Source organism: Fibrella forsythiae, from assembly GCF_017353175.1.
Taxonomy (GTDB): Bacteria; Bacteroidota; Bacteroidia; order Cytophagales; family Spirosomataceae; genus Fibrella; species Fibrella forsythiae.
Window position 1 is genome coordinate 398,276 of record NZ_JAFMYW010000004.1, and the last position, 23,081, is coordinate 421,356.

Below are 23,081 nucleotides of genomic sequence, written 5' to 3' on the forward strand. Positions count from 1 at the left end.
TACGTTTCCGTATACGTAATTGCCGATTCAGAAAAGGTTATACTGTCCCAATTAATCAGGCGGACTGACACAGAGCCTAATGTAAGCGCGACTTTTGTACGATCGTTACTTACAAAACTCCACACAAAGCTGATTGAATTCCCCTGCCAGTTAGTAGTGCCCGTTCCATCTCAATTAAACTTGATAATAGCGTCATCGAAGCTAACCAAGTTAGTCGAACCGCCTCTTTTAGAGTAAGCGTTGGTATTATTCTGCAAATAGCGAATCTCATCCATTTGCCAGACTTTACCAGTCAGAATAGCCATCGGATCGGGGGTGGCATCATTGGTTTTACAGGAGCTGATAAAGAGCAGCATCCCTGCAAAACAATGAATAAGAAGAGAAATCTTAAGCTGCTTGATAGCATAGCTCTATTCCAGTGAGACGCTTACAGGAGCTTCCGGACAGGTTTACAACCAGGCAAGTTCGTTCATTATTTCACCCGCTTCAGGTACCCTTCTGGTGCTACAGAGATCAGCAGTTTATTGTCGATGCTGTGATCGATTTCGAAGTTATCGTTCGTTTTCAGGTATTCCCAAACGGCAGTCTTGGGGTTATTACCCACATCCCAGGGGCGTTCGTAGGCACCTTTAGGCATGTCTTCAACGATCGTGTCGAACACAACGCAGTAGGAGCCAACCGTCACGAAAGGCGCGTAAAGTTCGAGTTCGCGCAAGACGTGGTCGTGCGTGTGGTTTGAATCGAGGCAGACCATGATCGTCTCTTTGCCTTCGGCACGGCGGGCTACTTCTGCCACCAATTCTTCATCAATCGCTGACCCCTGAATCATCTGAATGCGCTTGAACATCGGGTGCGCTTCAATCTCGCGGCGGTTATGCTCCCGGATATCAATGTCAATCCCGATCACTTCGCCTTTGCCGATGAGTTCCATCAGCGAGGCGTAGTAAATCAGCGAACCACCGTGGGCAATCCCCGTTTCGATGATCAGGTCGGGTTTAATGTCCCAGATCAGTTCCTGCATGGCAATCATATCCTGCGGATACTGAATAATGGGGCGACCCATCCAGGAGAAGTTGTACGAATACTTATCGCGATTCGACGTGACGTTGAACGCGGCGGCAGCTTCGCGCAAATCACTTGGTTGGGCATAAGTGGCTACGCGCTCGGCACGTTCCTGCTTAAATTCCTCGACGGGGTTGGCTGTTGAAGTCATTGGGTTATGATTGATTGTAGTTTTTGAGCATCGCCCCAGAACGCCATGGGTTCGTAATCGGGGTATGGGTAATGGCCTAAATTTAAGGTAATACGAGCATTGAGCCGTTGAATATGCTCTTCGACCAATCGACGCACCGAAATGGGTTGGCCGCTGCAGCAATTGATAATACCCGTAATGCGGTTCTGCTCCAGAATCTGACTCAGGTACGTTGCTACTGCTTCAATAGGCAGATAATCACGCAATTGCTCACCGCCCGACATGTTGAATACCGGCTCGCCCGCCGCCACCGCCCGCTCCAGCAAAGGCAGAATCGAGTTTGGACTTTGACCGGGGCCATACATATAAAACAGTCGTGCCCATTTTAGCGTAAATGTCTGTTCAGCCTGCAACACACCCAGAAATCGCCAGAGCGAATACTTGGCCAGTCCATACGGGTTGGCTGGGTACGTTGTTAACTCTTCGGATAAACAACCACTTTGCATTCCGTACTCAAAACACGTGCCAGTAACCGTTAGATCGCGCAGTCCATTGGTAATCAGATTTTTAAGAAATAGGTAGTGGGGAAACAGGTTCTGATCGAGGTGAAACGACGACTTATAATTCGGTAACCCCTGCCAGGCTAGGTGCATCAGCGCGTCGGGCTGACCGAAGTAGTCGTACAGGTTCTGCTCATCACCAGCCAACGACAGTACGTACGGCACAACAGTTACCTGATCAGCCCAATCGAACTGAACCAGCTTGTCGGGCTTCGTTGCTGAGGTCGTAATGCGATGCCCGCGCGCGAGCAATGCCCGCACCACGTGCTGCCCCACAAACCCCGATGCGCCGGTGACGAGAATATGCATGCAAAAATAGTTTACCGTTTACTATTTGCTGTTTACAAAACCTTTACTTCTGGAATAGGTACGACAAACTGGCCACCCCATTCGTTGATGTAGCTGAGCTGTTTGGTGATTTCGTCACGGAGGTTCCAGGGGAGGATCAGTACAAAATCGGGTTTCCGGGCTTTCAGGGTGGCTTCATCGACAACCGAGATGTGGCTGGCAGGGAGAAACTTGTTCTGTTTGGCCGGGTTAGCATCCACTACAAACTCGATCAGGTCGCTTTTAACGCCGCAGTAGTTCAGCAACGTGTTGCCTTTCGCCGCTGCGCCGTAGGCCGCTACTGACTTACCCGACCGCTTCTGCTTCGTCAGGAAATCAAGGAGGTCGAGTTTTACGGTCAGGGCACGTTGCTGGAAACCTTCGTAATACGCCATGGTGGTCAGGCCCGTTTCGACTTCTTTCCGGAGCATGGCCGCTACATTAGGCGAGATCGCTTTGCTCTGGTCGGCCTCATGTTTGGCGTATATCCGCAGCGAACCGCCATGGGTGGGCAGTTCATCGACATCGAACATAACCAGCCCCTGCGCTGCAAAAATCTGGCTGACGGTGGTGAACGACAGGTACGAGAAATGTTCGTGGTAGATGGTATCGAACTGGTTGTTTTCGACCAGTTGCAGCAGGTGCGGAAACTCCATCGTGACCACACCCTCAGGATTGAGCAGTATGCTCATGCCCTTCACAAAGTCAACGATGTCGGGTACGTGGGCCAGCACATTATTGCCCAGCAGCAGATCGGCCCCGGTTCCCTGACTTGTTAATTCAGTAGCCAGTTCGGTACCGAAAAAGCGGGTAATGGTCGTCACGCCTTTTTCGATGGCCACAGCAGCGGTATTGGCCGTTGGCTCGATACCCAGCACCGGAATGTCTTTTGCTACGAAGTACTGCAGCAGGTAACCGTCATTAGATGCTACTTCCACCACCAGCGATTTCTCATTCAGCCCAAACCGTTCGGTCATGGCCTCGACGTACCGTTTCGAATGCGCCAGCCAGCTGGTAGAGAACGACGAGAAATAGACGTAATCACTGTCGAAAATAGCGTCCGATTTCTTGTACTCGTCGACCTGAACCAGAAAGCAGGTTGGGCAGGTGAAGACCTTCAGCGGATAAAACGTCTCGGGTTCATTCAGTTGCTCGGCCGTCAGAAACGAGTTGGAGGCCGGAGAATTGAACAGATCAATAAAGACGTGTTCAAGCGGGGTATGGCAGAATCGACAGTTCATTTTTCAATTAAGAATGAAGAATTAAGAATGAAGAATAACCGCGCTACTTTTTAGCCTTGATCTTTCATTCTCAATTCTTCATTGAGTAAAGCGAACCCCAAATCTCGTTCTGATATATCAGCTACGGGCAGGGGCCAGTTTATGGTTAGTTTCGGATCATTGTAGCGAACGCCACTCTCATATTCGGGGGCGTAGGCTGTACTGTGGCAATAGACCAGTTCGCAGTTGGGTTCGAGGGTCTGAAAACCGTGAGCGCATCCTTCAGGAATGTACAGCATCTGCTGATTCACGGCCGATAACTCGGCGCCAAACCACTGCCAGCGCGTGGGCGAATCGGGCCGGAGATCGACCAGCACATCGAACACGCGACCGGCCACGCAGCGAACCAGCTTCACTTCAGCCGCAGGTACGTTCTGGAAATGCATACCACGGATGCTTCCCGTAGTAGTGGTCATGGAGTGATTCATCTGTATCCAATCGGCGCAAAGGCCATGGGCCAGAAAGGCATCCCGGTCGAAGGTACGCATGAACCAGCCCCGATGATCGCCACGGGGGGCGGGCGTGATCAGGTACGCCCCGGCGATGGGTGTTTCGGTGAACGTCATACAGCCCAGGGTTGATTAGCAGCTTCGGCCTGCGCCGTGTACGCCCGCAGATCGGCATCGGTATGCACGGCTCCGTTCTGGTAATAATCGCGGTACCAGGCGATGGTGCGCTGAATAGCCGTTTCGGTGTTCCAGACGGGTGTCCAGCCCAGTTTGTGCTGGGCTTTGGTGCAGTCAAGCGATAACAGGTGCGCTTCATGCGGATTAGCGGCCGATGGATGCTCGTGGCACCGAATAGCCGACCATTCGGCGCGGGCGTAGGCAATTACATCACGAACCGGCAATACGTCGGTGGGTGCGGGGCCAAAATTCCAACCCTCAGCGGCAGGTACGTTGCCTTCCAGGAGTTTCTGCCCAACCAGCAAATAGCCCGACAATGGCTCCAGCACGTGTTGCCACGGGCGAACCGCCAGCGGATTCCGAATCTCAATTGGTTGATCGTTGCCCTGGGTACTCCGAATCAGATCGGGGATGAGCCGATCTACCGCCCAATCGCCGCCGCCAATCACGTTGCCCGCCCGTACGCTAGCCACCAATACCTGATGCGACCGGCCGTACTGCGCCGGGTTGAAAAACGAGTTACGATAGCTGGCCGTTATCAGTTCAGCCGCCCCTTTCGACACGCTGTATGGATCGAAACCACCCATCGGATCCGTCTCGCGCAGTGGCCGACCGTCTTCCGGGTTTTCGTAACACTTATCGCTGGTCACAATCACAACGGCCCGTACTGAAGGCGTTTGTCGCACGGCTTCCAGCAGTCGGGCGGTACCCAGGACGTTGGTTTCCAGCGTTTCCAGCGGTGTTTGGTACGATTCGCGCACCAGCGGCTGAGCGGCCATATGAATGACAATATCGGGCTGTGCGGTCTGCATGGCCTTTATCAGCTCAGGTACGTTGTTCAGATCAGCCAGCGTTTCGGCATTGTCCAACGCCAACAGCGCATGGTGACTGGGCACCGTGGGCGCAGGCAGCGAGTAACCAATTACGTTGGCCCCCAGCTGCTTCAGCCAATACGCCAGCCACGACCCTTTAAAGCCGGTATGCCCCGTCAGAAAAACGGTTTTATGTCGGTATATATCGTTGAACACAGTCTGTTTGCTGTTTGCTGTTTACTGTCTACTGTTGCACTGCTTAGGCAAGTTGCGTTGATCAGGCAAAGCAACAGTGAACAGCAAACAGTAAACTCTTTTTTACCACACTTTCCACTCCGCCTGACCGTTGGTCCAGGCTGTTTCGAGTTCCAGTTTGTCGCGCAGGGTGTCCATCGGCTTCCAGAAACCGTCGTGGCGGAAAGCCATCATCTCGCCCTGAGCAGCCAGCGTTTCCATAGGGTAACGCTCCCAGGTGGTATCGTCGCCTTCGATGAGGTCGATTACGGAGGGGTCGCAAACAAAGAAACCGCCGTTGATCCAGGCACCATCGCCTTTGGGTTTTTCCAAAAACGACCGAACGCCATCGGTATCGTTTACGTCAAGGGCGCCAAATCGGGCCGAAGGCTGCACCGCCGTGAGGCTGCATTTCTTCCCGTGCGCCTGGTGAAAACTGACAAGTTTCGTGATATCAACGTCGCCAACGCCGTCACCATACGTTAGCATAAACGGCTCGTTACCAATATGGTGACGTACCCGACGAAGGCGTCCACCGGTCATGCTGGTCAATCCTGTATCGACCAGGGTCACTTTCCAGGGTTCGGCCTGCGAGGTATGTACATCGATCGAGTTGGTGCTCAGATCAATCGTTACGTCAGACTGGTGGAGGAAGTAGTTCGCGAAGAATTCTTTGATGATATACCCTTTATAGCCCAGACAAACGATGAACTCGTTGTAGCCGTGGGCCGAATATATTTTCATGATGTGCCAAAGAATCGGCATACCGCCGATTTCGACCATCGGTTTGGGCTTTACGACCGTTTCCTCGCTGAGACGAGTACCGAGGCCGCCGGCCAGAATCACAACTTTCATGGGTGCGTGGGCTACTACGCTATGGGTTAGATCAGGCAAGTTAGGGCAACGTACCTGATGATTAATAGGCCCGCCCCAATTTTCGTGCCAGCATACTAAAACTTACGTGAAACAGTTCGGTTCGATATGCCCCTTGGAGAGCCTGAAGCCAATTAATAATACATGTTCAAATTAGCATATTATTATTAATTATAAGTTTACACTTCTCTGTTCAAGACCAGCCTTATTCATGACGTCATCGTTCTACGTACACGCTTCGTTTTTTAAACGCGCTGCGGTCGTAGTGGGTTTTCTCTTATCTATTAGCTACACAACGGCATATACTTTTTCATCTACCCCGGAACATTACACCAATCTACTGGTAAACAGTGCCTTAACAGAAAATCTATCACTTTCGCCACCACTGGTCCCCCGGGTTGATACGCCTCCTGCCTGCCTTAGCGTGGTATCGACCAGAACCGGTTTATGGACAGACCCAACTGTATGGTCTTGTAACCAGGTACCCGTATACAGCGATGATGTAAAAATCCTGGCTGGTCATGTCATTACCATTCCTATCGGCACAATAGCTAGAGCAAACCGCGTGAAAGAAGAAGGTGTATTAGTATTTGCTTCGTCCAGCTCGACCTTACGATTAGGTACTGCACTTACAGATGGTCTGATTGCTCACTATCCATTCAATGGTAATGCGAACGATGCAAGTGGCAATGGCCATAATGGTACCGTTAGCGGAGCAACGCTTACTACAGATCGCTTCGGTACCCCTAACAAGGCTTACAGCTTTGACGGTATAAATGATAAAATAGACATATATACACTGGTTAACTTTGCAAACTCCGTTGACAGTGAATTCTCGTTGAGTGCCTGGTTTAAACCAGATGTAAATTACAACGAATCAACTATCAGGAACTCAATTCTCTCCGTACCTGAAGGAATGTTCCAGCTTTATTATGAGCAAGGAAGAGTATTTCTGGAGATATGGGCACAGCCCCACTATGTCAATTTTTACTCTGTACCAATCAACTTCACCACAACGGCCTGGAATCATGTTGCTTGTAGCGTAAAAGCAGGTTCACCTGTAAAACTATATATCAATGGTCAAGGCTATGTATTAGGAAATGCCCCTACGTACATGGATAAGTATAACGGTGTTAGAACACAGATTGGCTATGAGCCAAATTATGGTTTTTTCATGACTGGCAAGCTTGATGATATCCGTATTTACAACCGTCAACTTAGCCCTGCAGAGGTGCAGGCGCTAAAGGCCTTAACCAATTAGCGTCTGTACTTCTGCTGATTCCCTCCCTTACCGCACGTAGATGTTCAGATCCAGGAATTTGTTGCGGAAGTGGCCTTGCGGGTCATACATGCGGGCCAGTTGCAAAAACTCAGGTAGCATCTCGTAGCGCTCCTTGAGCACCTTAGGGTCTACCTTGAAAAGCTTACCCCAGTGCGGACGGGCATTGAACGGTGCCAGTTCAGCTTCAATCTGCGGCAATATCTTACTAACCTCCTCCCAGTTTTGTTTCCAGGTGAAGTGAAACGCCACTGAATCCTGATTGCGGCAGGGGCTCATCCAGAAGCTATCGGCCGCAATCGTGCGAATTTCCGAGATCATCAGCTGCGGGTAGATAATGCTCCCCATTTTTTCGAGCGCCTGAAACGCTTCAACAGCGTGCATCTTCGGCACGAAATATTCCGACTGTAGCTCTTCTCCGCTGCTGGGCGTAAAGCCCATTTTGAAATGCGGTAGCCGTTCATACCAGGGCCCCGGTACGCCCATTTGCTCAGTACAATTCTCGGCAGATAGTTTCGTGATCGGGTGCAGGTTTTTCGTGGCTGCTTTTGCCCCGAATAAATCAGGACCCATCGACTTCGTATCGGCTTCGACCTTGCGTTTCACCCAAACCTGGCTGATCTTCTTATCCTGCCAGTCGGTAAACAGGCTCACACTGTAACCACTCGCCAGAATCTCTTCAAAATGGTCGAGCAGCGATTGCAGGGGCAGATCCTGGAACAGATCCTGACGTACCTGATACGTTTTCTGAATATCGAGCGTCATTTTGGTAATGATGCCCAACGCACCCAAGCCTACGACGGCCCCATTGAACAGTTGCGCATCGTTGGCGCGCGTCAGGTTCACCACGTCGCCTTTGGCAGTGACCAGTTCCAGACCCGATACCGCCGACGATAAATTACCGTTTTTTACGCCCGACCCGTGGGTAGCCGTGGCGCAGGCACCTGCCACCGAAATATGAGGCAATGAAGCCAGGTTGTGCAGTGCATAGCCTTTTTTGTCGAGTTCGGGCGCAAACTGGCCATAGCGCGCCCCGGCTTCAACAGTTACGGTCATAGCCTGCTCATCAATGGATAGGAGCTTGTTGAAATTTTTGGTAGAGATCTGAGCAAGCGGGCTGTCGGCAATGTCGTTAAAGCAATGGCACGAACCCAATGCTTTTCGCTTGCCAGCCCGCTTCATCACCGTCAGCAGCTCATCAACCGTTTTGGGCTCGTAGTATTCGGGAGCCTGATACTGATAGTTACCCGCCCAGTTTTTCCGGACGTTCTTGGCCTGGCTAGTGCAGGAAATAAGGGGAGAAAACATACTGCCAGCCACCAGCATTGATGACGTTTTCAGGAATTCGTTGCGCTTCATCGGTTTACGGTTACGGTAAAGGGAGATCTCGTGGAAAGATACCACCTAAACGAAGAAAGCGCGACGACAGCAGAACCTAATTGCGACCATTAAACGAGCAGCGCAGCCAGGCGGACACTCGCCGCTGATAAACAGAGTGAACGGAACGTACCTGGCAGAAAGGCACAAAAAAAGCGCTCCGGTCAAACAACCGGAACGCTTTTACAAATCATAGTTGGATAGGTAATGTTTGCCCTCCACCCGGGTAATTTGCTACCAGGATGGCTAAGTCTATCAACGGTATGAGACGCACTCAGACGGGATGTTGAGTTGCTGGTACCCTTACCGTATGACTTAGACGACATACGTACGGAATTGTGATGCCGGTTGGATTTAATTTTTTTAGACTTTTTTCTCAAAGTGCGACACGGCACGTTTTGGCGTAACTTTGGGTTCCCGAAATAAAGCCGTACGAGTCAATCACTTTATGAAAGTAACGCTTCACCAAACAGACCGTTTTGAAGACCGTCATAACGGTCAATTTGATCAGGAGTTTAACCAGATGCTCGAAGCAGTGGGCGTTGATACCATCGACGAACTCATTGACCAGACAGTACCGGCCAATATCCGGCTCCCCCGCCCGCTTGATTTGCCAGCACCAAAAGGCGAGCACGAGTTTCTGAGCGATTTCAAAAAACTGGCGCAACAAAACAAGATTTTCACGTCGTACATCGGCCAGGGTTATTACGATACCCTCACGCCAAACGTGATCCTCCGCAACATTCTGGAAAACCCAGCCTGGTATACGGCCTACACGCCCTACCAGGCCGAAATTGCCCAGGGTCGCCTTGAAGCGCTGCTCAATTTCCAGACGGTAGTTTGCGATCTGACCGGCATGCCCATTGCCAACGCCTCGCTGCTCGACGAAGCAACGGCTGCCGCTGAAGCCATGACCATGCTGCACAGCCTGCGCCCTGCTGCTCGTAAGAACGCCGAAACGTTCTTTGTATCAGACCGCTGTCACCCGCAGACGATCGAGGTCGTACGTACCCGTGCCACGCCATTGAACATCCGCGTGGTCGTAGGGGATCACCGTATGGCCGATCTGACATCCGGCGCGATTTTCGCCATGCTGCTCCAGTACCCCGCCACCGATGGTGAGGTATTTGATTATACCGACCTGATTACCGCCGCCCACGAACTGGGGATAAACATTGCCGTGGCCGCCGATCTGATGGCCCTGACGATGCTGACTCCTCCCGGCGAAATGGGTGCCGATGTAGTGGTTGGTTCGGCACAGCGCTTTGGCGTTCCGATGGGTTTTGGCGGGCCACATGCGGCTTATTTCGCCACGAAAGACACCTTTAAGCGTCATATTCCGGGTCGCATCATTGGTATGTCGATCGATGCACAGGGGAACCCCGCCCTTCGTATGGCGCTGCAAACCCGCGAACAACACATCCGCCGCGAAAAAGCTACGTCGAACATCTGTACGGCGCAGGTTCTGCTGGCCGTTATGGCCGGTAGTTACGCCGTCTACCACGGTCCACAACGCCTTCGCGAGATTGCCGAACGTACCCACGGTCTTACCCGGCTGTTTGCTAAAGCAACTCGCCGGGGTGGATACGAGGTCATTTCCGACAATTATTTTGATACGGTTACCCTTAAAGTCGATGATATCGAATCGTTGAAAAAATCGGCACGGGCAGCACAAATCAACCTCCGCTACGATACTACCGACGAACGGGTAACCATCTCATTCGACGAAGCCAAAACGCTCAACGATCTAAAAATCCTGCTCGACGTATTCGGCATTCAGCTGAGTGAAGACGACCTCGCAGGCATGATCGACAATCTGGAGCTGACCTGGCCCGAACGGCTGGTTCGCCAGTCAGACTACCTAACGCACCCCGTTTTCAATACGCACCATACCGAACACGAGATGTTGCGGTACCTGAAATCGCTGGAAGAAAAAGACCTCTCGCTCGTTCATTCGATGATTTCATTGGGCAGTTGTACCATGAAACTCAATGCTACTGCCGAGATGATCCCGGTAACCTGGCCAGAGTTTGGTAAGATGCACCCCTTCGCGCCGAAAGAGCAAACAGCCGGTTACCAGCAACTTTTTGCCGACCTCAATACCTGGCTTTGCGAAATTACGGGCTTCGCGGCCATGTCATTGCAACCTAATTCGGGCGCACAAGGCGAATATGCGGGACTGATGGTGATCCGGGCCTACCACGAAAGCCGGGGCGATGAGCATCGCAACGTGGCACTGATTCCGCAGTCGGCCCACGGCACCAACCCTGCCAGCGCCGTAATGGCCGGCATGAAGGTGGTGATCGTGAAATGCGACGAGCGCGGCAACATCGACGTTGCCGACCTGAAAGCGAAAGCTGAGCAGTACGCCGCCGATCTGTCGTGCCTGATGGTGACGTACCCAAGTACCCACGGTGTATTCGAGGAAAGCATTATTGACATCTGCGACACGATCCACCAGTTCGGCGGTCAGGTGTATATGGACGGCGCCAACATGAACGCGCAGGTAGGGTTGACCTCACCCGCCACGATCGGTGCCGACGTTTGCCACCTCAACCTGCACAAAACGTTCTGCATTCCGCACGGCGGCGGCGGTCCTGGCATGGGGCCAATCGGTGTAGCGAAGCAACTGGTGCCATTCCTGCCGGGTAAAGGTTCGGGAGCGGTTTCGGCTGCACCCTACGGATCGGCCAGCATCTTAACCATCTCGTACGCGTACATCGCTATGATGGGCGGCGAAGGGCTAACCAACGCCACCAAGCGCGCTATTCTGAACGCCAACTACATCAAATCACGGCTCGACGGTCATTTCGACACGTTGTACGCCGGGGCCAATGGCCGCGCGGCGCACGAAATGATCATCGACTGCCGGCCGTTGAAACAGGCCACAGGCATTGAAGTAGAAGACATCGCCAAACGTCTGATGGATTATGGTTTCCATGCGCCAACAGTGTCCTTCCCGGTAGCGGGTACGATGATGATCGAGCCAACGGAATCAGAATCGAAAGCCGAACTGGACCGTTTCTGCGATGCGATGGTTGCCATTCGGGACGAGATTCGTGAAATCGAAAGCGGTGCTGTCGATAAAGCGGAGAACGTGCTGAAATATGCACCGCACACCGCTATCGTGGCCCTGGCCGATGACTGGCACCGGCCCTACACACGCGAGAAAGCCGTTTTCCCGCTGCCCTACGTACGTGCCCGCAAGTTCTGGCCAAGCGTAAGCCGGATCGATTCGGCCTATGGCGACCGGAACCTGGTTTGCTCATGCGTACCAACTGATGCCTACGCCGAGGTTACCGCAGAAGCCCACATGGTGCCTTCTGATGTAGTTTCGCCAGCCTAAAACTAAGTTTACAGTTTGCTGTTTACAGTTTTCCGTTGCGTTGCTAGAACAGCAATCTTGTGCTTAAGCAGCGCAGCAGAAAACTGTAAACGGCAAACTGTAAACTATTTTTATGCAAGACATTGAGCCTTTCTATGGCTGGGAGAAATACTATGCCGCATCCGACGACCCGCAGTCGCCTTTTTACGAGCGCACATATAACACAACCCAGTATGAGAACGATATTTACGGCTATTACATCCACCCGTTTTGGGACGAAATCGGTTCCGAAACGCTCTATTGCAAGATCCTTTACGCCAATTACGACCGGCAAGCCGTAGTCATCGAGTTGTTTGGCGAGTGGAACGATACACTCCATAACGACATCATGCACCTGAAACGGCAGGTCATTGACCCGCTGGTGCAGGAAGGCATCAAGTACTTCCTGCTCATTGGCGAGAACGTACTCAACTTCCATGGCTCCGACGATAGCTACTACGAAGAGTGGTTTGATGACGTTGAAGACGGCTGGATTGCGGCCATCAATTTTCCCGAATTTATTGAGCAGGAATGGAAACGGTACCGCCTCGATTATTACATCAACTTCGGCGGCACGTTGAATCTCGTTAACTGGCGAACCCTGAAACCCATGAACCTGATCGAGGCTGTAGGTACGCTGATAACCCGGCGGTTGGGGTGAAAAATGTTTACAGTTCGCCGTTTTCTGTTTTCTGTTGCTTCGCTGACCTTGAAGAGTGTATCTTGGCATCGCAACTGTAAATTGTAAACAGAAAACTGCAAACTGAGATAATGGACAATAAAACCACCGCTGCCGAACAAATAAAGGCGACTAAAGCTACTGCTGCCGAAAAATTAGATGCGTTCAAGCATGAAGCTGGCGAGCACCTGAATGCCGCAGCTTCCCAGCTCGATGAATTGAAAGACCAGCTGGTTGCCAAAGCGCAGGCACTGGGTCAACAAGTCGACATTGACGACCTCAAGGCAAAAGCAGCTGAACACGTTGAAACCGTTAAGGCTGCTACCGCCGAAACGCTAACCAACCTGCAGGCCCAGGCTGAATCGGCCTACGCCACTGCTGCTGCCAAAGCCGATGAGTTATCTGACATTGCCGAAGACAAATTCGACGATGTCCGGGCTGAAGCCGCTGTGCAGTTGGAAGCCGCCCAGGCAAAACTGGATGAATTGAAAGCAGAGGCTGCTCATCAGGTTGAAGCGGCCAAGGAAAAAGCGAAAGCCGTTTGGAGCCAACTGTTTGGTGAATAGATCATTCTGCTAACTCCTAAACTAATAAACCCGGATTGGTCTGCGTTGACCATCCGGGTTTATTAGTTTAGAAACGTTCTTGAATTCACAGCGTATATCCCTTTAGTACAATTCTGCTTACTGCGACGATGGGTTTTTATTCGTTTTGTCCTAATCTTGCCGTAGTTTTGCAGGCTCGCGTAACCGCTTGTCAGTCAGGCGAGGAATCGGAGGAAACATTACCCACCACTGATTTGTTTACAATCGACATTTAACACTTCACGCAGTATATCATGCTGATTACCCCCGGCAACCTGTTAGCGACTATTCGCACCCCCGAAGACCTGCGTAAACTTCCTAAGTCAAGCTTGCCCCAACTTTGCGATGAATTACGCCAATACATCATTGACGTAGTATCTATCTATGGCGGCCACTTCGGGTCTAGCCTGGGCGTAGTTGAATTGACAACGGCGTTGCATTACGTGTTTAATACCCCTGATGATCAACTCATTTGGGACGTTGGACACCAGGCATACGGGCATAAAATTTTGACCGGCCGGCGTGAAAATTTCCATACAAATCGGTTCTATGGTGGCCTGTCGGGCTTCCCGAAACGGAAAGAGAGTGACTACGATGCCTTCGGTGTTGGTCATTCATCAACGTCCATTTCGGCAGCGTTGGGCATGGCCGTTGCCTCACAGCTTCAGGGCAATCAAATCCGTAATCATATTGCCGTAATCGGCGATGGGTCTATGACAGCCGGGCTTGCTTTTGAGGGGATGAACCACGCCGGTGCTACTGACGCCAACCTGCTTATCGTGCTGAACGATAACTGCATGAGCATCGACCCCAACGTAGGTGCCCTGCGCGAATACCTGACTGACATCACCACCTCGCCCACTTACAACAAGGTGAAGGACGAAGTGTGGAACCTGCTGGGTAAGTTCAGCACGTTCGGCAAGTCGGCGCAGGAAATTGTCTCAAAGGTCGAAACCGCCATAAAATCATCGGTGCTGTCGCAGAGTAATCTGTTCGAGTCGCTAAACCTGCGCTACTTCGGGCCTATCGACGGGCACGATGTTGACCGCCTGGCCGATGTACTGGCTGATCTGAAAACCATTCCCGGCCCGAAGATCCTGCACGTACTGACAGTGAAAGGCAAAGGATACGGCCCCGCCGAAAAAGACCAGACTAAATGGCACGCCCCCGGCCTGTTCGACAAGCTGACCGGCGAAATAAAGAAGAAGACGTTTACTACGCCACAAGCGCCTAAATATCAGGACGTGTTTGGCAATACCCTGGTTGAATTGGCCGAGCAGAATCCACGCATCGTAGGTGTTACACCCGCCATGCCGTCGGGCTCGTCGATGAACATTATGATGAAGGCCATGCCCACGCGCGCGTTTGATGTGGGTATTGCCGAGCAGCATGCCGTGACCTTCTCGGCTGGCATGGCTACGCGGGGCGAAGTAGTGTTCTGCAACATCTATTCTACGTTCATGCAGCGGGCTTACGATCAGGTAATCCACGACGTGTGCATTCAGGAGTTGCCCGTCATCTTTTGCCTCGACCGGGCGGGTTTTGCCGGTGCTGATGGCCCAACACACCACGGTGCCTACGATATCGCGTTCATGCGCTGCATACCCAATATGATCGTGGCCGCGCCCATGAACGAGCAGGAACTACGAAACATGATGTTCACCGCCGCTTCTGATACTGTACAGAAAGGCAAGCAGGCTTACACCATTCGCTACCCACGCGGCGAAGGCGTGATGCCCAATTGGAAAACGCCGCTGGAAGAACTGCCCATTGGCAAAGCCCGGCTGGTACAGGATGGTGAAGACGTGGCTATCCTGACGCTTGGCCACATTGGCAACTACGCCATAACGGCTATGAAACACCTCGCCAAAGAAGGAATCAAGCCCGCGCACATTGACATGCGATACGCAAAACCCCTCGACGAGGCTATGCTGCATCAGGTTTTCCAGCGCTTCAACAAGATTTTGACCGTCGAGGATGGTTGTCTGATGGGTGGCTTCGGATCGGCCGTACTTGAATTTATGGCAAATCATGGCTATATGGCCCGTGTAAAACGCCTTGGTATTCCTGATGCTATTGTTGAACATGGTGAGCAGCTTGAATTGCACCACGAGTGTGGCTTCGATGCCGATGGTATTGCCGATGCCGTACGTGAATTAAGTTACACAGCGGCCCGGGTACATGTGTAAATAAACCTATACCATTAAAATAGGCTGATTTAAAGGAGTTTGAACGCTGTCATCAGGACGGCCTCTAAATTCCTCTAAATCAGCCTATTCTGTTTTAATACAAGCTACAGACAGCACCTTTGAGCAAGTCAACTTAATCTATTTTACTACTATTTGAATCCAGGCCATACCGTCTTCCCGTAAGCATAGAAGCTTCTGCATTGCGCAGGAACACGAACCATTAACGTTTCGATACCTATGCTTACTCAACAGAATGAAAAACCGGGCACCGATACGCTGCTGTCGCCCGAGCACCCGTCGATGATTTTGGGGCGGCGATTGTTTCTGCGCTATGCGGGCTATACGGCTGCGGCGGGTACACTGCTCGTTACAGCCTGTGGCAAAACAGACTTAGCTACCGGCGTTTCGCCTCAGGCCGTTGACCTGGGTACTGGCGACATCGGCATCCTGAACTACGCCTACGCTCTGGAACAACTGGAAGCTGCTTTCTACACACAGGTCATTGCCACACCTTACTCAGGCATGAGCGCCGACGAGATGACCATTCTGACGGAAATTCGTGACCACGAGATCATTCACCGCGATTTTTTCAAAGCAGCCATCGGAAGCGCGGCTATCATGGGCCTGACACCCAATTTCGGGGCTATTAATTTCAACGACCGTACCAGCGTGCTAACCACAGCGCGTACGTTTGAAGACCTTGGCGTATCGGCATATAACGGCGCAGGCAAGCTGATCAAAGACGTGAACTATTTACTGCTGGCGGGCAAAATCGTTTCGGTTGAGGCCCGGCACGCGGCTACTATCCGGGATCTACTGAGCGCCAAAACGGCCGCATTTGCCGGTGATGACGTGGTTGCACCCACTACTGGTCTGGATGGTGCCTTAATGCCATCTGCCGTACTCGCTGCCGCTCAACCATTTGTTCAGAACAGGATCACGGCCAACTTAGGGTAGTCTACTTCATCAACTTAGTCAAAACAGGAAAGCCATGAACTTATTCCAGATATTCTCTGACATTGAAAAAATTGACGGCGACGCCCCCGAACGGTTAGCTTATTACAGCCGGCGTAACTGGCTGAAAATGGGTAAGCGGGTGTCAGCTGCCGTAGCTGCTCCGGCCGTGGTAGCCGCCACCATTAACGATGCCTACGCCCAAAGCTCCGGCGTTGTGGCTGCGCTGAACTTCGCCCTTACGCTTGAATACCTTGAAGATGAATACTACCGTACGGCCATAGGTACGTCGGGCCTCATTCCGGCGTCGGATCTGGCAGTTATTGGTCAGATCAGTAAGCACGAGATAGCCCACGTAGCCCTGCTGAAAGGTGCCCTTGGTGCCGCCGCCGTAGCCAAACCTGCGTTTAAATTTGGCACGGTATTCAGCAGCTACCAGACCTTTCTGACGGCCGCCCAGGCGTTTGAAGATACCGGCGTTCGGGCATACAAAGGGCAGGCAGGTGCTTTGCTGGGCACTGATCAACTGACTGTAGCACTCCAGATTCACTCCGTAGAGGCACGCCATGCAGCTGAGGTACGTCGCCTGCGCGGGCTCCGTGGCTGGATTACTGACGGTGATACCGGAGCGGTGTATGCAGGTGAAGAAATCACCGCACAGGCTGGCGTTGACCTGGTATCGCTAACGGGAAAATCAGCCGTTCGCGCTCGCGAGTCGTTTGATGAGCCACTGACTAAAGAGCAGGTTCTGGCCATTGCAGCGCCTTATCTGGCATAGTCGGTAGATATCCATTGGTAACAAATGAAAAAGGGATAGACTTATCAGTCTGTCCTTTTTTCATTTGTTACCAATGGATACATTTACAGTTCGTTTACTAAACATCTATAGCCAGATTGAGTGTTATAGCATGTACCACACTACAGAAGGGAAATCTGGCGAAACATCGTGGGATGTAGTTGCGCTTTTCCCCAACTAAGCCTGTATATTTGGCTTCAAAACCAATCATCAACTTGAAACGAAGCTCGCCTCTTTCTGACGAATCAGTTCTTGTCGATCAGCTACTTAAGCGCGACGACAAGGCGTTTCAGTGGTTGTACGAACACTACTCAGCCGCGCTATATGGCGTTTTGCTAAAGATCGTCAGAGAGGAAGAACAAGCGCAGGATTTATTGCAGGACGTATTTGTAAAGATCTGGAATAACCTCAGCAGTTACGATACCCAGAAAGGCAGACTGTTTACCTGGATGCTGAATATTGCCCGTAACACGGCAATTGACAGTATTCGGTCGGGTAAGGCTATGAGCCGTCCTGCTTCTGCACAGACCATTTCGACTGATGATGAAGGCACATATACCGTTGACCGCCAATATTCAGTTGCCCCCGAAAACACTGACTTTATTGGGCTGAAAGACGTAGTCGATAAACTACGTCCCGACCGCAAGCAACTCATTGACCTCGTTTATTTTAACGGATATACTCACGAGGAGGCTGCCGAGGAGTTATCGCTTCCTTTGGGCACAGTAAAAACCCGAATACGATCGGCCCTTCAGGAGCTGAAACAGCTATTCAACCGGTGACAACTGTCGCCTTTTTTCTACATTCCCGTCGCCAAATAGGTATTATTTCTCGTTCCATTCCCTAACGAACGGTTCTCGCACCCCTTATCTTTTACAGCTCTTTATCAGCAACTTACGTAAACGGTTGATCGTAACCTACGGTGTTCTAAACAAAGTGGGGCGTTATTTGTCTATTACCTATAAGTACATGGACAAAGCACACAACCCGTCATGTTAGAACGTCTGGAAGAAATTCGCGAAAATATATTTCGCTACATAGAAGCCCGTATCGAGCTTTTCACACTCGAAACCCGGGGCAAGGTAGAGGAAGGAGCCGTGACGGCAGTTCACGGCGTGATTTTGGGCTTTTTAGCTACTATCACCACCATCTTTTTATTCATCTTACTGGCTGCCTGGATCAACGAGGCCACTGATAGCAGGTACGTTGGTTTCCTGATCGTGGCCGTCCTTTTTCTGGTGTTGACTATCATATGGGCCATTTCCAAGCCCTCAATGACCGGCATAATTCGCAAAATTGCCTATAAGGCAATGAAGGAAAGTCAGGAGAAAAAAGCCAACGACAAGTCGCAGGCTATTCAGGATCTGATGACGCAGACGTCGAAATCATTGAATGAAAGTGGTCAGTATCTGCGGTAACCATTTTCATTGACTATCTAACCACAAAATCAGTATACTCAACATTTTTCGTTTATTTTTAGCCTGTTAAACTCATGGAAGACCCTAAAGTACCTTTTGCTGACACTACTGCCCGCCGCGCCCAACTAATGGAGGCCACCGAACGTTTCAAATCGTCAATTCAGGACAGTGTTGACTCGTTAAAAACAGACGCCTCTGAGGTCGGAAAAACAACAGCATTGGTAGCAGGTGTGGCTTTCGGTGTATTTTTGCTGGCAAGCCTGATTCTACCCAAGTCAGATGAATACAGGTATGCTGAAAAGTATGGCGAACCTGATGATCGTGATTATTCAGATGATGACGATGATGACGAAAGCTACCGGTCTCGGCCACAGAGAGCCATTCGTCAGCAGGCCAAAGAAACACAGAAGTCAGCTGCCGCTACTGGTTTAATTGGTGGTTTACTGACGTCAGTACTCACCAACATCGCGCGTGAGCAGATAAGTGGTTTACTGACTCGAATTCGGACAAATAATGCAATCAACCCCACAGCGCAACCCGCTGATGCTCAATACCACGAAAAAGCCTCGAATCAACCTGTCAGCTATTCTGAATAGCTATAAGGAGTCGGGACGGAAATCGTTTGCCGTATTGCTCGACCCGGACAAGGTTGGGCAATACGATTTTACTGAAACTGTCAGCCGGGCCGTAGCGCATCAGGCTGACTTTTTTTTCGTAGGAGGCAGCCTGATTACCGATTATGTCCAGCATGAGATGATCGTTGCCATCCGGAAACAAACCGACACACCAGTCATCATTTTTCCCGGAAACTCACTCCACATCGACGTATCAGCCGATTCGTTATTGCTGCTATCGTTGATCTCGGGGCGAAACCCGGACCTGTTGATTGGCCAGCACGTTATTGCCGCCCCGTTACTCAAACGAAGCGGCCTTGACATTGTCTCGACGGCCTACATGCTTGTTGATGCTGGCGCACAAACAACCGTATCGTATATCAGCAATACGATGCCCCTCCCTCACGACAAACCCGGTGTAGCTGCCTGCACGGCGATGGCCGGTGAGTTACTCGGCCTGAAACTAACGTACCTGGACGCCGGTAGCGGCGCTCGCCGCCCGGTACCAGCCACCCTGATCGCTGCCGTTCGGGAAGCAGTAGACACACCAATCGTTGTTGGCGGTGGCATCAACTCGGGCGAAAAAGCCTATGAAGCCCTGAAAGCAGGTGCCGATCTGATTGTGATAGGCAACGGTATTGAACAAAATCCGGACCTGCTTCCTGAAATTGCCGCAGCCGTTTCGTCGTTTAATACGAAACCAGTTCAGGATTTTCAGGCTTAATGATCCTCTTTTCCCCCAGGCAACCAGTTACCATTACATGAATTACTTTTCGTTGAAAACGCCTTCCGTGATTTACCGGATAGCCTTGTTTACGTTGTTATCCTGCCTGACCGGCGCGACCACATGGGCCCAGAAAAAACCATCCCGAACGTACCCAGGCCGCTTCTACACATCGGTTGAAAAGCTGGCGCAATATCCGGGTGGCCAGGAAGCCATGCTCATGTTTCTGGCCAAAAACATTCAGTTTCCAAGTACGCTCGATCGGATCAAATACAAAACCGGCCCCATTAAGGTGCGATTCATTATCGCCCCGGACGGCACTCTGCACGATATTACCGTCGACTCTCAGCCTGTGCTTATTCCGGAAGCCGAAAAAGGCATGGACGAGTACCGGATCAGCATCATCCACGCCATCGAAAAAATGCCTCGCTGGAAACCCGCGCAAATGGGTGGCGAACCCGTGGCCATGCTCTACACGATCCCACTAAAAGTTGACAACTGAAGTAACTATCAGATTCAGGGTGCGTGATATGGGATTTTGCGCTGCTTCATTCAGCCATACTGTGGACTTGCAACGACGGATGCTATATCCGGCACCTTAAACCTGAACTCATTGACCATGAAAGTCTATAAATTTGGTGGGGCTTCGGTGCGTGATGCGGCGGGTATCCGCAACGTCGGTACAATTATTCAGCGAGAGGCGGGCAACGACCTGGTTGTGGTGGTATCTGCCATGGGAAAGACCACCAACGCCCTGGAGGAGATCGTTGTCAGCTACATGGCTGGCCGAACGGATGAAGCCCTGTTACGCTGGCAGAACGTAGTTATTGCCCACGAACTAATTATCGCTGAATTTGAACTACCCGACGAACTGCTGGCACCTATCCGAAATCTGTTTTCATCGGTAGCCGCTAAACTTACTACACCTTCGCCGGGCAGTTACGATGCGGTCTACGATCAGCTTGTGTCAATAGGTGAACTGGTTTCGACCCGAATCGTGGCGGCTTACCTGATCCACATTGGCCTGACTGTTCGCTGGGCCGATGCCCGGCAGTTGGTTCGTACCGACGATACCTTCCGAGAAGGGAAAGTTGACTGGACAGCCACTCAATCGCTTATTCAGGATTTCGCGGACGACAAAACAGGCCTGGTCATTACGCAGGGATTCATTGGGGGTACTTCCGACGGAGAAACAACAACCCTTGGCCGGGAAGGATCAGATTATTCAGCGGCGATTTTTGGCTACAGCCTGGGGGCCGAGAGCATCACGATCTGGAAAGACGTACCTGGCGTTCTGAACGCCGACCCACGCTATTTCGACGAAACGGTGCTGCTCCCTTCGTTGACGTACCAAGATGCTACCGAACTGGCCTATTACGGTGCAACGGTCATTCATCCGAAAACAATAAAGCCGCTGCAGAACAAGGGCATTCCACTCTACGTAAAGTCGTTTCTGAAACCCGACCAGCCAGGTACGTTGGTTGGCGCTCACACTGTTGACAAAACAACTCCATCGTTTATTTTCAAAGTGAATCAATTGCTGATCTCACTTCACCCAACCGATTTCTCATTTATCGCGGAAGATAATCTGAGCCTGATTTTTGGCCTGTTCGCCACGGCGGGGGTGAAAATTAATTTGATGCAGAACACAGCACTGAGCTTTTCTGTCGTCGTTGACAGCAAACCCGACCGTATTCCCGACCTGCTGGAACGCCTACGCGGCCATTTTCGGGTTACCTACAACGAAGCGCTGGAGTTGATCACCATCCGTCATTACGATCAAAGCACTATCGATCGGGTACTTGTAGGCAAAAAGCTGCTACTGGAGCAGAAAAGCCGCAGCACAGTGCAATTGGTGGCGAGGGATGAAAGTTGACGGTTTAGAAGGTGTCCTCTCTTCGGTCCTCTGTTGCGCTGCTAACGTACCTGATTGTGGTTTAGCAGCGCAACAGAGGACCGAAGACAGAGAGAACACCTTTTAAAATTTCGGACACGACAGCATTCCTTTCTTCGGCTTATAGCGCGATTTGTTGCTTTCGGGACGGTCGAAAATGTAGGAGATCGATATTTCGTGCGAACCGCCGCTGGCGAAGCCAAGCGTCGAAATCGTGGCATCATAGCTGTATCCGATCGAGAACTTGTCAGCACGGTAACCAATCAGGCCCGCGAGGGCGTCGTGGTTATTGATCCGCTGATCGTATTTCTTAAACGGAATTCCCCGGTAGTAGGCGCCGATCGTAATGGGCGAATAGGTTAGATACGCGCCCAAATCGAGTTGATCATACTTACCCTGGAATTTGTAGTTTACTACAGGCGAAAAGCTGATCTCGCGATCCATCTCATCGCCATAGCCCGTAAAGCCTGTTAACGGAATGCGCAGGCCAGCCTGGAACGAGCCTTTGATGGGTAACCGGCTACTGTTGGGTTCAAAAAAGCTCTGATCGGGCCGGCTGATGTGGTGCGCCGACGCGCCCACCCAGAACCAGTCGGAATAGAACAGGCCACCCGTTGAAAAATCGGCGTAACGGTTGTTGGGCGCGTTGGTCAACGCCGCAATAAGAGCATCGCTTGTGGTATTGCTGATTAGGCCCTGCGACGAAAACTGATCGCCGAAGGTGAGGCCAAAGTAATTAACGTTTCGGTTTACGTAACTGGCCTGTACCCCAAGCCGAACAAACGACGATTCGCTCACCTGGAACTGGTACGCATATTGCCCGGCTATTTCTGTAGACTGCACGGCCCCCTGCCCCTGGTTATCGCTCACGAGCATCAGACCAAAACCGCTGTTCAGTTTCGGAGCATAATAATCAAGGCCAACAACCGTAGTGACGTAGTTGGTAATGGCTGGCCACTGGTTACGGTAATTGATTGTGGCCCGCGGTGCCAGTGCCGACCCTGCAAAAGCCGGATTGAGGTACTGAGGGGCGGCATAAAACTGCGTAAACTGCGGATCCTGTGCAAAACAGAGTGGGGTCAGCAGCAACGCCAGGAGGCAAAGAATCGTATATCGTATAACCATGCTGGATAAGCAACGCAAATTCATTGCCAAATGGGGTAAATGGTCGAAAATAGATTAGTACTAGCAGGCAATGGGTGGGTGAACAGGTATACGCTGAAGGGCTTCAAAAAGTGGCATCAAGTCAGCGGTTTAAAGGTAAAATTTTACGGGGCTGAATTCGTTTAGTATAACGTAACGGGT

At 51.4% G+C, this 23,081-nt stretch carries 21 protein-coding genes; 13 read left to right on the forward strand and 8 right to left on the reverse strand.

Annotated elements, in window-relative coordinates:
• Positions 1 to 472: 472 nt before the first annotated feature.
• The 6 genes from J2I46_RS15790 to rfbF form a co-directional block, all read right to left on the reverse strand.
• Complete coding sequence (locus J2I46_RS15790) at positions 473 to 1,213, reverse strand: cephalosporin hydroxylase family protein (protein ID WP_207330001.1); 741 nt, start codon at positions 1,211 to 1,213, stop codon at positions 473 to 475.
• Complete coding sequence (locus J2I46_RS15795; RefSeq protein WP_207330002.1) at positions 1,210 to 2,061, reverse strand: NAD-dependent epimerase/dehydratase family protein; 852 nt, start codon at positions 2,059 to 2,061, stop codon at positions 1,210 to 1,212. The genes J2I46_RS15790 and J2I46_RS15795 overlap by 4 nt, the downstream gene beginning before the upstream one ends.
• A gap of 32 nt (positions 2,062 to 2,093) precedes the next feature.
• Positions 2,094 to 3,320, reverse strand: a complete 1,227-nt coding sequence (locus J2I46_RS15800; RefSeq protein WP_207330003.1) for a class I SAM-dependent methyltransferase — start codon at positions 3,318 to 3,320, stop codon at positions 2,094 to 2,096.
• A 50-nt stretch (positions 3,321 to 3,370) separates the two neighbouring features.
• Entirely contained in the window at positions 3,371 to 3,925 is a 555-nt protein-coding gene (rfbC, locus tag J2I46_RS15805; RefSeq protein WP_207330004.1) for a dTDP-4-dehydrorhamnose 3,5-epimerase, read from the reverse strand.
• Positions 3,922 to 5,013, reverse strand: a complete 1,092-nt coding sequence (gene rfbG, locus J2I46_RS15810) for a CDP-glucose 4,6-dehydratase (protein WP_207330005.1) — start codon at positions 5,011 to 5,013, stop codon at positions 3,922 to 3,924. Before rfbG ends, rfbC begins: the two co-directional genes overlap by 4 nt.
• Before the next feature lie 102 nt (positions 5,014 to 5,115).
• Positions 5,116 to 5,886, reverse strand: a complete 771-nt coding sequence (rfbF, locus tag J2I46_RS15815; protein ID WP_207330006.1) for a glucose-1-phosphate cytidylyltransferase — start codon at positions 5,884 to 5,886, stop codon at positions 5,116 to 5,118.
• A 229-nt stretch (positions 5,887 to 6,115) separates the two neighbouring features.
• On the opposite strand from rfbF, the gene J2I46_RS15820 reads away from it, so the two are divergent.
• Positions 6,116 to 7,165 carry a LamG domain-containing protein gene (locus J2I46_RS15820; protein ID WP_207330007.1) on the forward strand — a complete coding sequence of 350 codons (1,050 nt, stop codon included), beginning with the start codon at positions 6,116 to 6,118 and terminating at the stop codon, positions 7,163 to 7,165.
• Positions 7,166 to 7,192: 27 nt separating this feature from the next.
• Here the strand turns inward: J2I46_RS15820 and J2I46_RS15825 are convergent, their stop codons facing one another.
• Positions 7,193 to 8,542 (reverse strand): FAD-binding protein, encoded by a 1,350-nt coding sequence (locus tag J2I46_RS15825; protein WP_207330008.1) that lies wholly within the window; start codon positions 8,540 to 8,542, stop codon positions 7,193 to 7,195.
• Positions 8,543 to 9,008: 466 nt separating this feature from the next.
• On the opposite strand from J2I46_RS15825, the gene gcvP reads away from it, so the two are divergent.
• The 12 genes from gcvP to J2I46_RS15885 all read left to right on the forward strand — a co-directional run bounded on the left by gcvP (position 9,009) and on the right by J2I46_RS15885 (position 21,758).
• Positions 9,009 to 11,906, forward strand: coding sequence for an aminomethyl-transferring glycine dehydrogenase (gcvP, locus tag J2I46_RS15830; protein WP_207330009.1), 2,898 nt, complete (start codon positions 9,009 to 9,011; stop codon positions 11,904 to 11,906).
• 112 nt (positions 11,907 to 12,018) lie between these two features.
• On the forward strand, positions 12,019 to 12,585 hold the full coding sequence (locus J2I46_RS15835) for a hypothetical protein (protein WP_207330010.1): 567 nt from the start codon (positions 12,019 to 12,021) through the stop codon (positions 12,583 to 12,585).
• A 110-nt stretch (positions 12,586 to 12,695) separates the two neighbouring features.
• The gene (locus tag J2I46_RS15840; protein WP_207330011.1) at positions 12,696 to 13,169 is read left to right on the forward strand and encodes a hypothetical protein; all 474 of its coding nucleotides are present in this window, start codon (positions 12,696 to 12,698) and stop codon (positions 13,167 to 13,169) included.
• Between the two features lie 272 nt (positions 13,170 to 13,441).
• Positions 13,442 to 15,376 carry a 1-deoxy-D-xylulose-5-phosphate synthase gene (gene dxs / locus J2I46_RS15845; RefSeq protein WP_207330012.1) on the forward strand — a complete coding sequence of 645 codons (1,935 nt, stop codon included), beginning with the start codon at positions 13,442 to 13,444 and terminating at the stop codon, positions 15,374 to 15,376.
• A 237-nt stretch (positions 15,377 to 15,613) separates the two neighbouring features.
• A complete protein-coding gene (locus tag J2I46_RS15850; protein ID WP_207330013.1) occupies positions 15,614 to 16,333 on the forward strand; it encodes a ferritin-like domain-containing protein in 720 nt (239 codons plus the stop codon).
• 34 nt (positions 16,334 to 16,367) lie between these two features.
• Positions 16,368 to 17,108 carry a ferritin-like domain-containing protein gene (locus J2I46_RS15855; protein WP_207330014.1) on the forward strand — a complete coding sequence of 247 codons (741 nt, stop codon included), beginning with the start codon at positions 16,368 to 16,370 and terminating at the stop codon, positions 17,106 to 17,108.
• 233 nt (positions 17,109 to 17,341) lie between these two features.
• Positions 17,342 to 17,908 carry an RNA polymerase sigma factor gene (locus J2I46_RS15860; protein ID WP_207330015.1) on the forward strand — a complete coding sequence of 189 codons (567 nt, stop codon included), beginning with the start codon at positions 17,342 to 17,344 and terminating at the stop codon, positions 17,906 to 17,908.
• 210 nt (positions 17,909 to 18,118) lie between these two features.
• Positions 18,119 to 18,544 carry a phage holin family protein gene (locus J2I46_RS15865; RefSeq protein WP_207330016.1) on the forward strand — a complete coding sequence of 142 codons (426 nt, stop codon included), beginning with the start codon at positions 18,119 to 18,121 and terminating at the stop codon, positions 18,542 to 18,544.
• 74 nt (positions 18,545 to 18,618) lie between these two features.
• Entirely contained in the window at positions 18,619 to 19,140 is a 522-nt protein-coding gene (locus tag J2I46_RS15870; RefSeq protein WP_207330017.1) for a hypothetical protein, read from the forward strand.
• Positions 19,058 to 19,882, forward strand: coding sequence for a phosphoglycerol geranylgeranyltransferase (locus tag J2I46_RS15875; protein WP_207330018.1), 825 nt, complete (start codon positions 19,058 to 19,060; stop codon positions 19,880 to 19,882). Before J2I46_RS15870 ends, J2I46_RS15875 begins: the two co-directional genes overlap by 83 nt.
• Before the next feature lie 37 nt (positions 19,883 to 19,919).
• Positions 19,920 to 20,384: an energy transducer TonB gene (locus J2I46_RS15880; protein ID WP_207330019.1), complete on the forward strand. Its 465-nt coding sequence runs from the start codon at positions 19,920 to 19,922 to the stop codon at positions 20,382 to 20,384.
• Positions 20,385 to 20,501: 117 nt separating this feature from the next.
• Positions 20,502 to 21,758, forward strand: coding sequence for an aspartate kinase (locus J2I46_RS15885; protein ID WP_207330020.1), 1,257 nt, complete (start codon positions 20,502 to 20,504; stop codon positions 21,756 to 21,758).
• Positions 21,759 to 21,860: 102 nt separating this feature from the next.
• Here the strand turns inward: J2I46_RS15885 and J2I46_RS15890 are convergent, their stop codons facing one another.
• Entirely contained in the window at positions 21,861 to 22,901 is a 1,041-nt protein-coding gene (locus J2I46_RS15890) for a PorP/SprF family type IX secretion system membrane protein (RefSeq protein ID WP_207330021.1), read from the reverse strand.
• Positions 22,902 to 23,081: the final 180 nt, after the last annotated feature.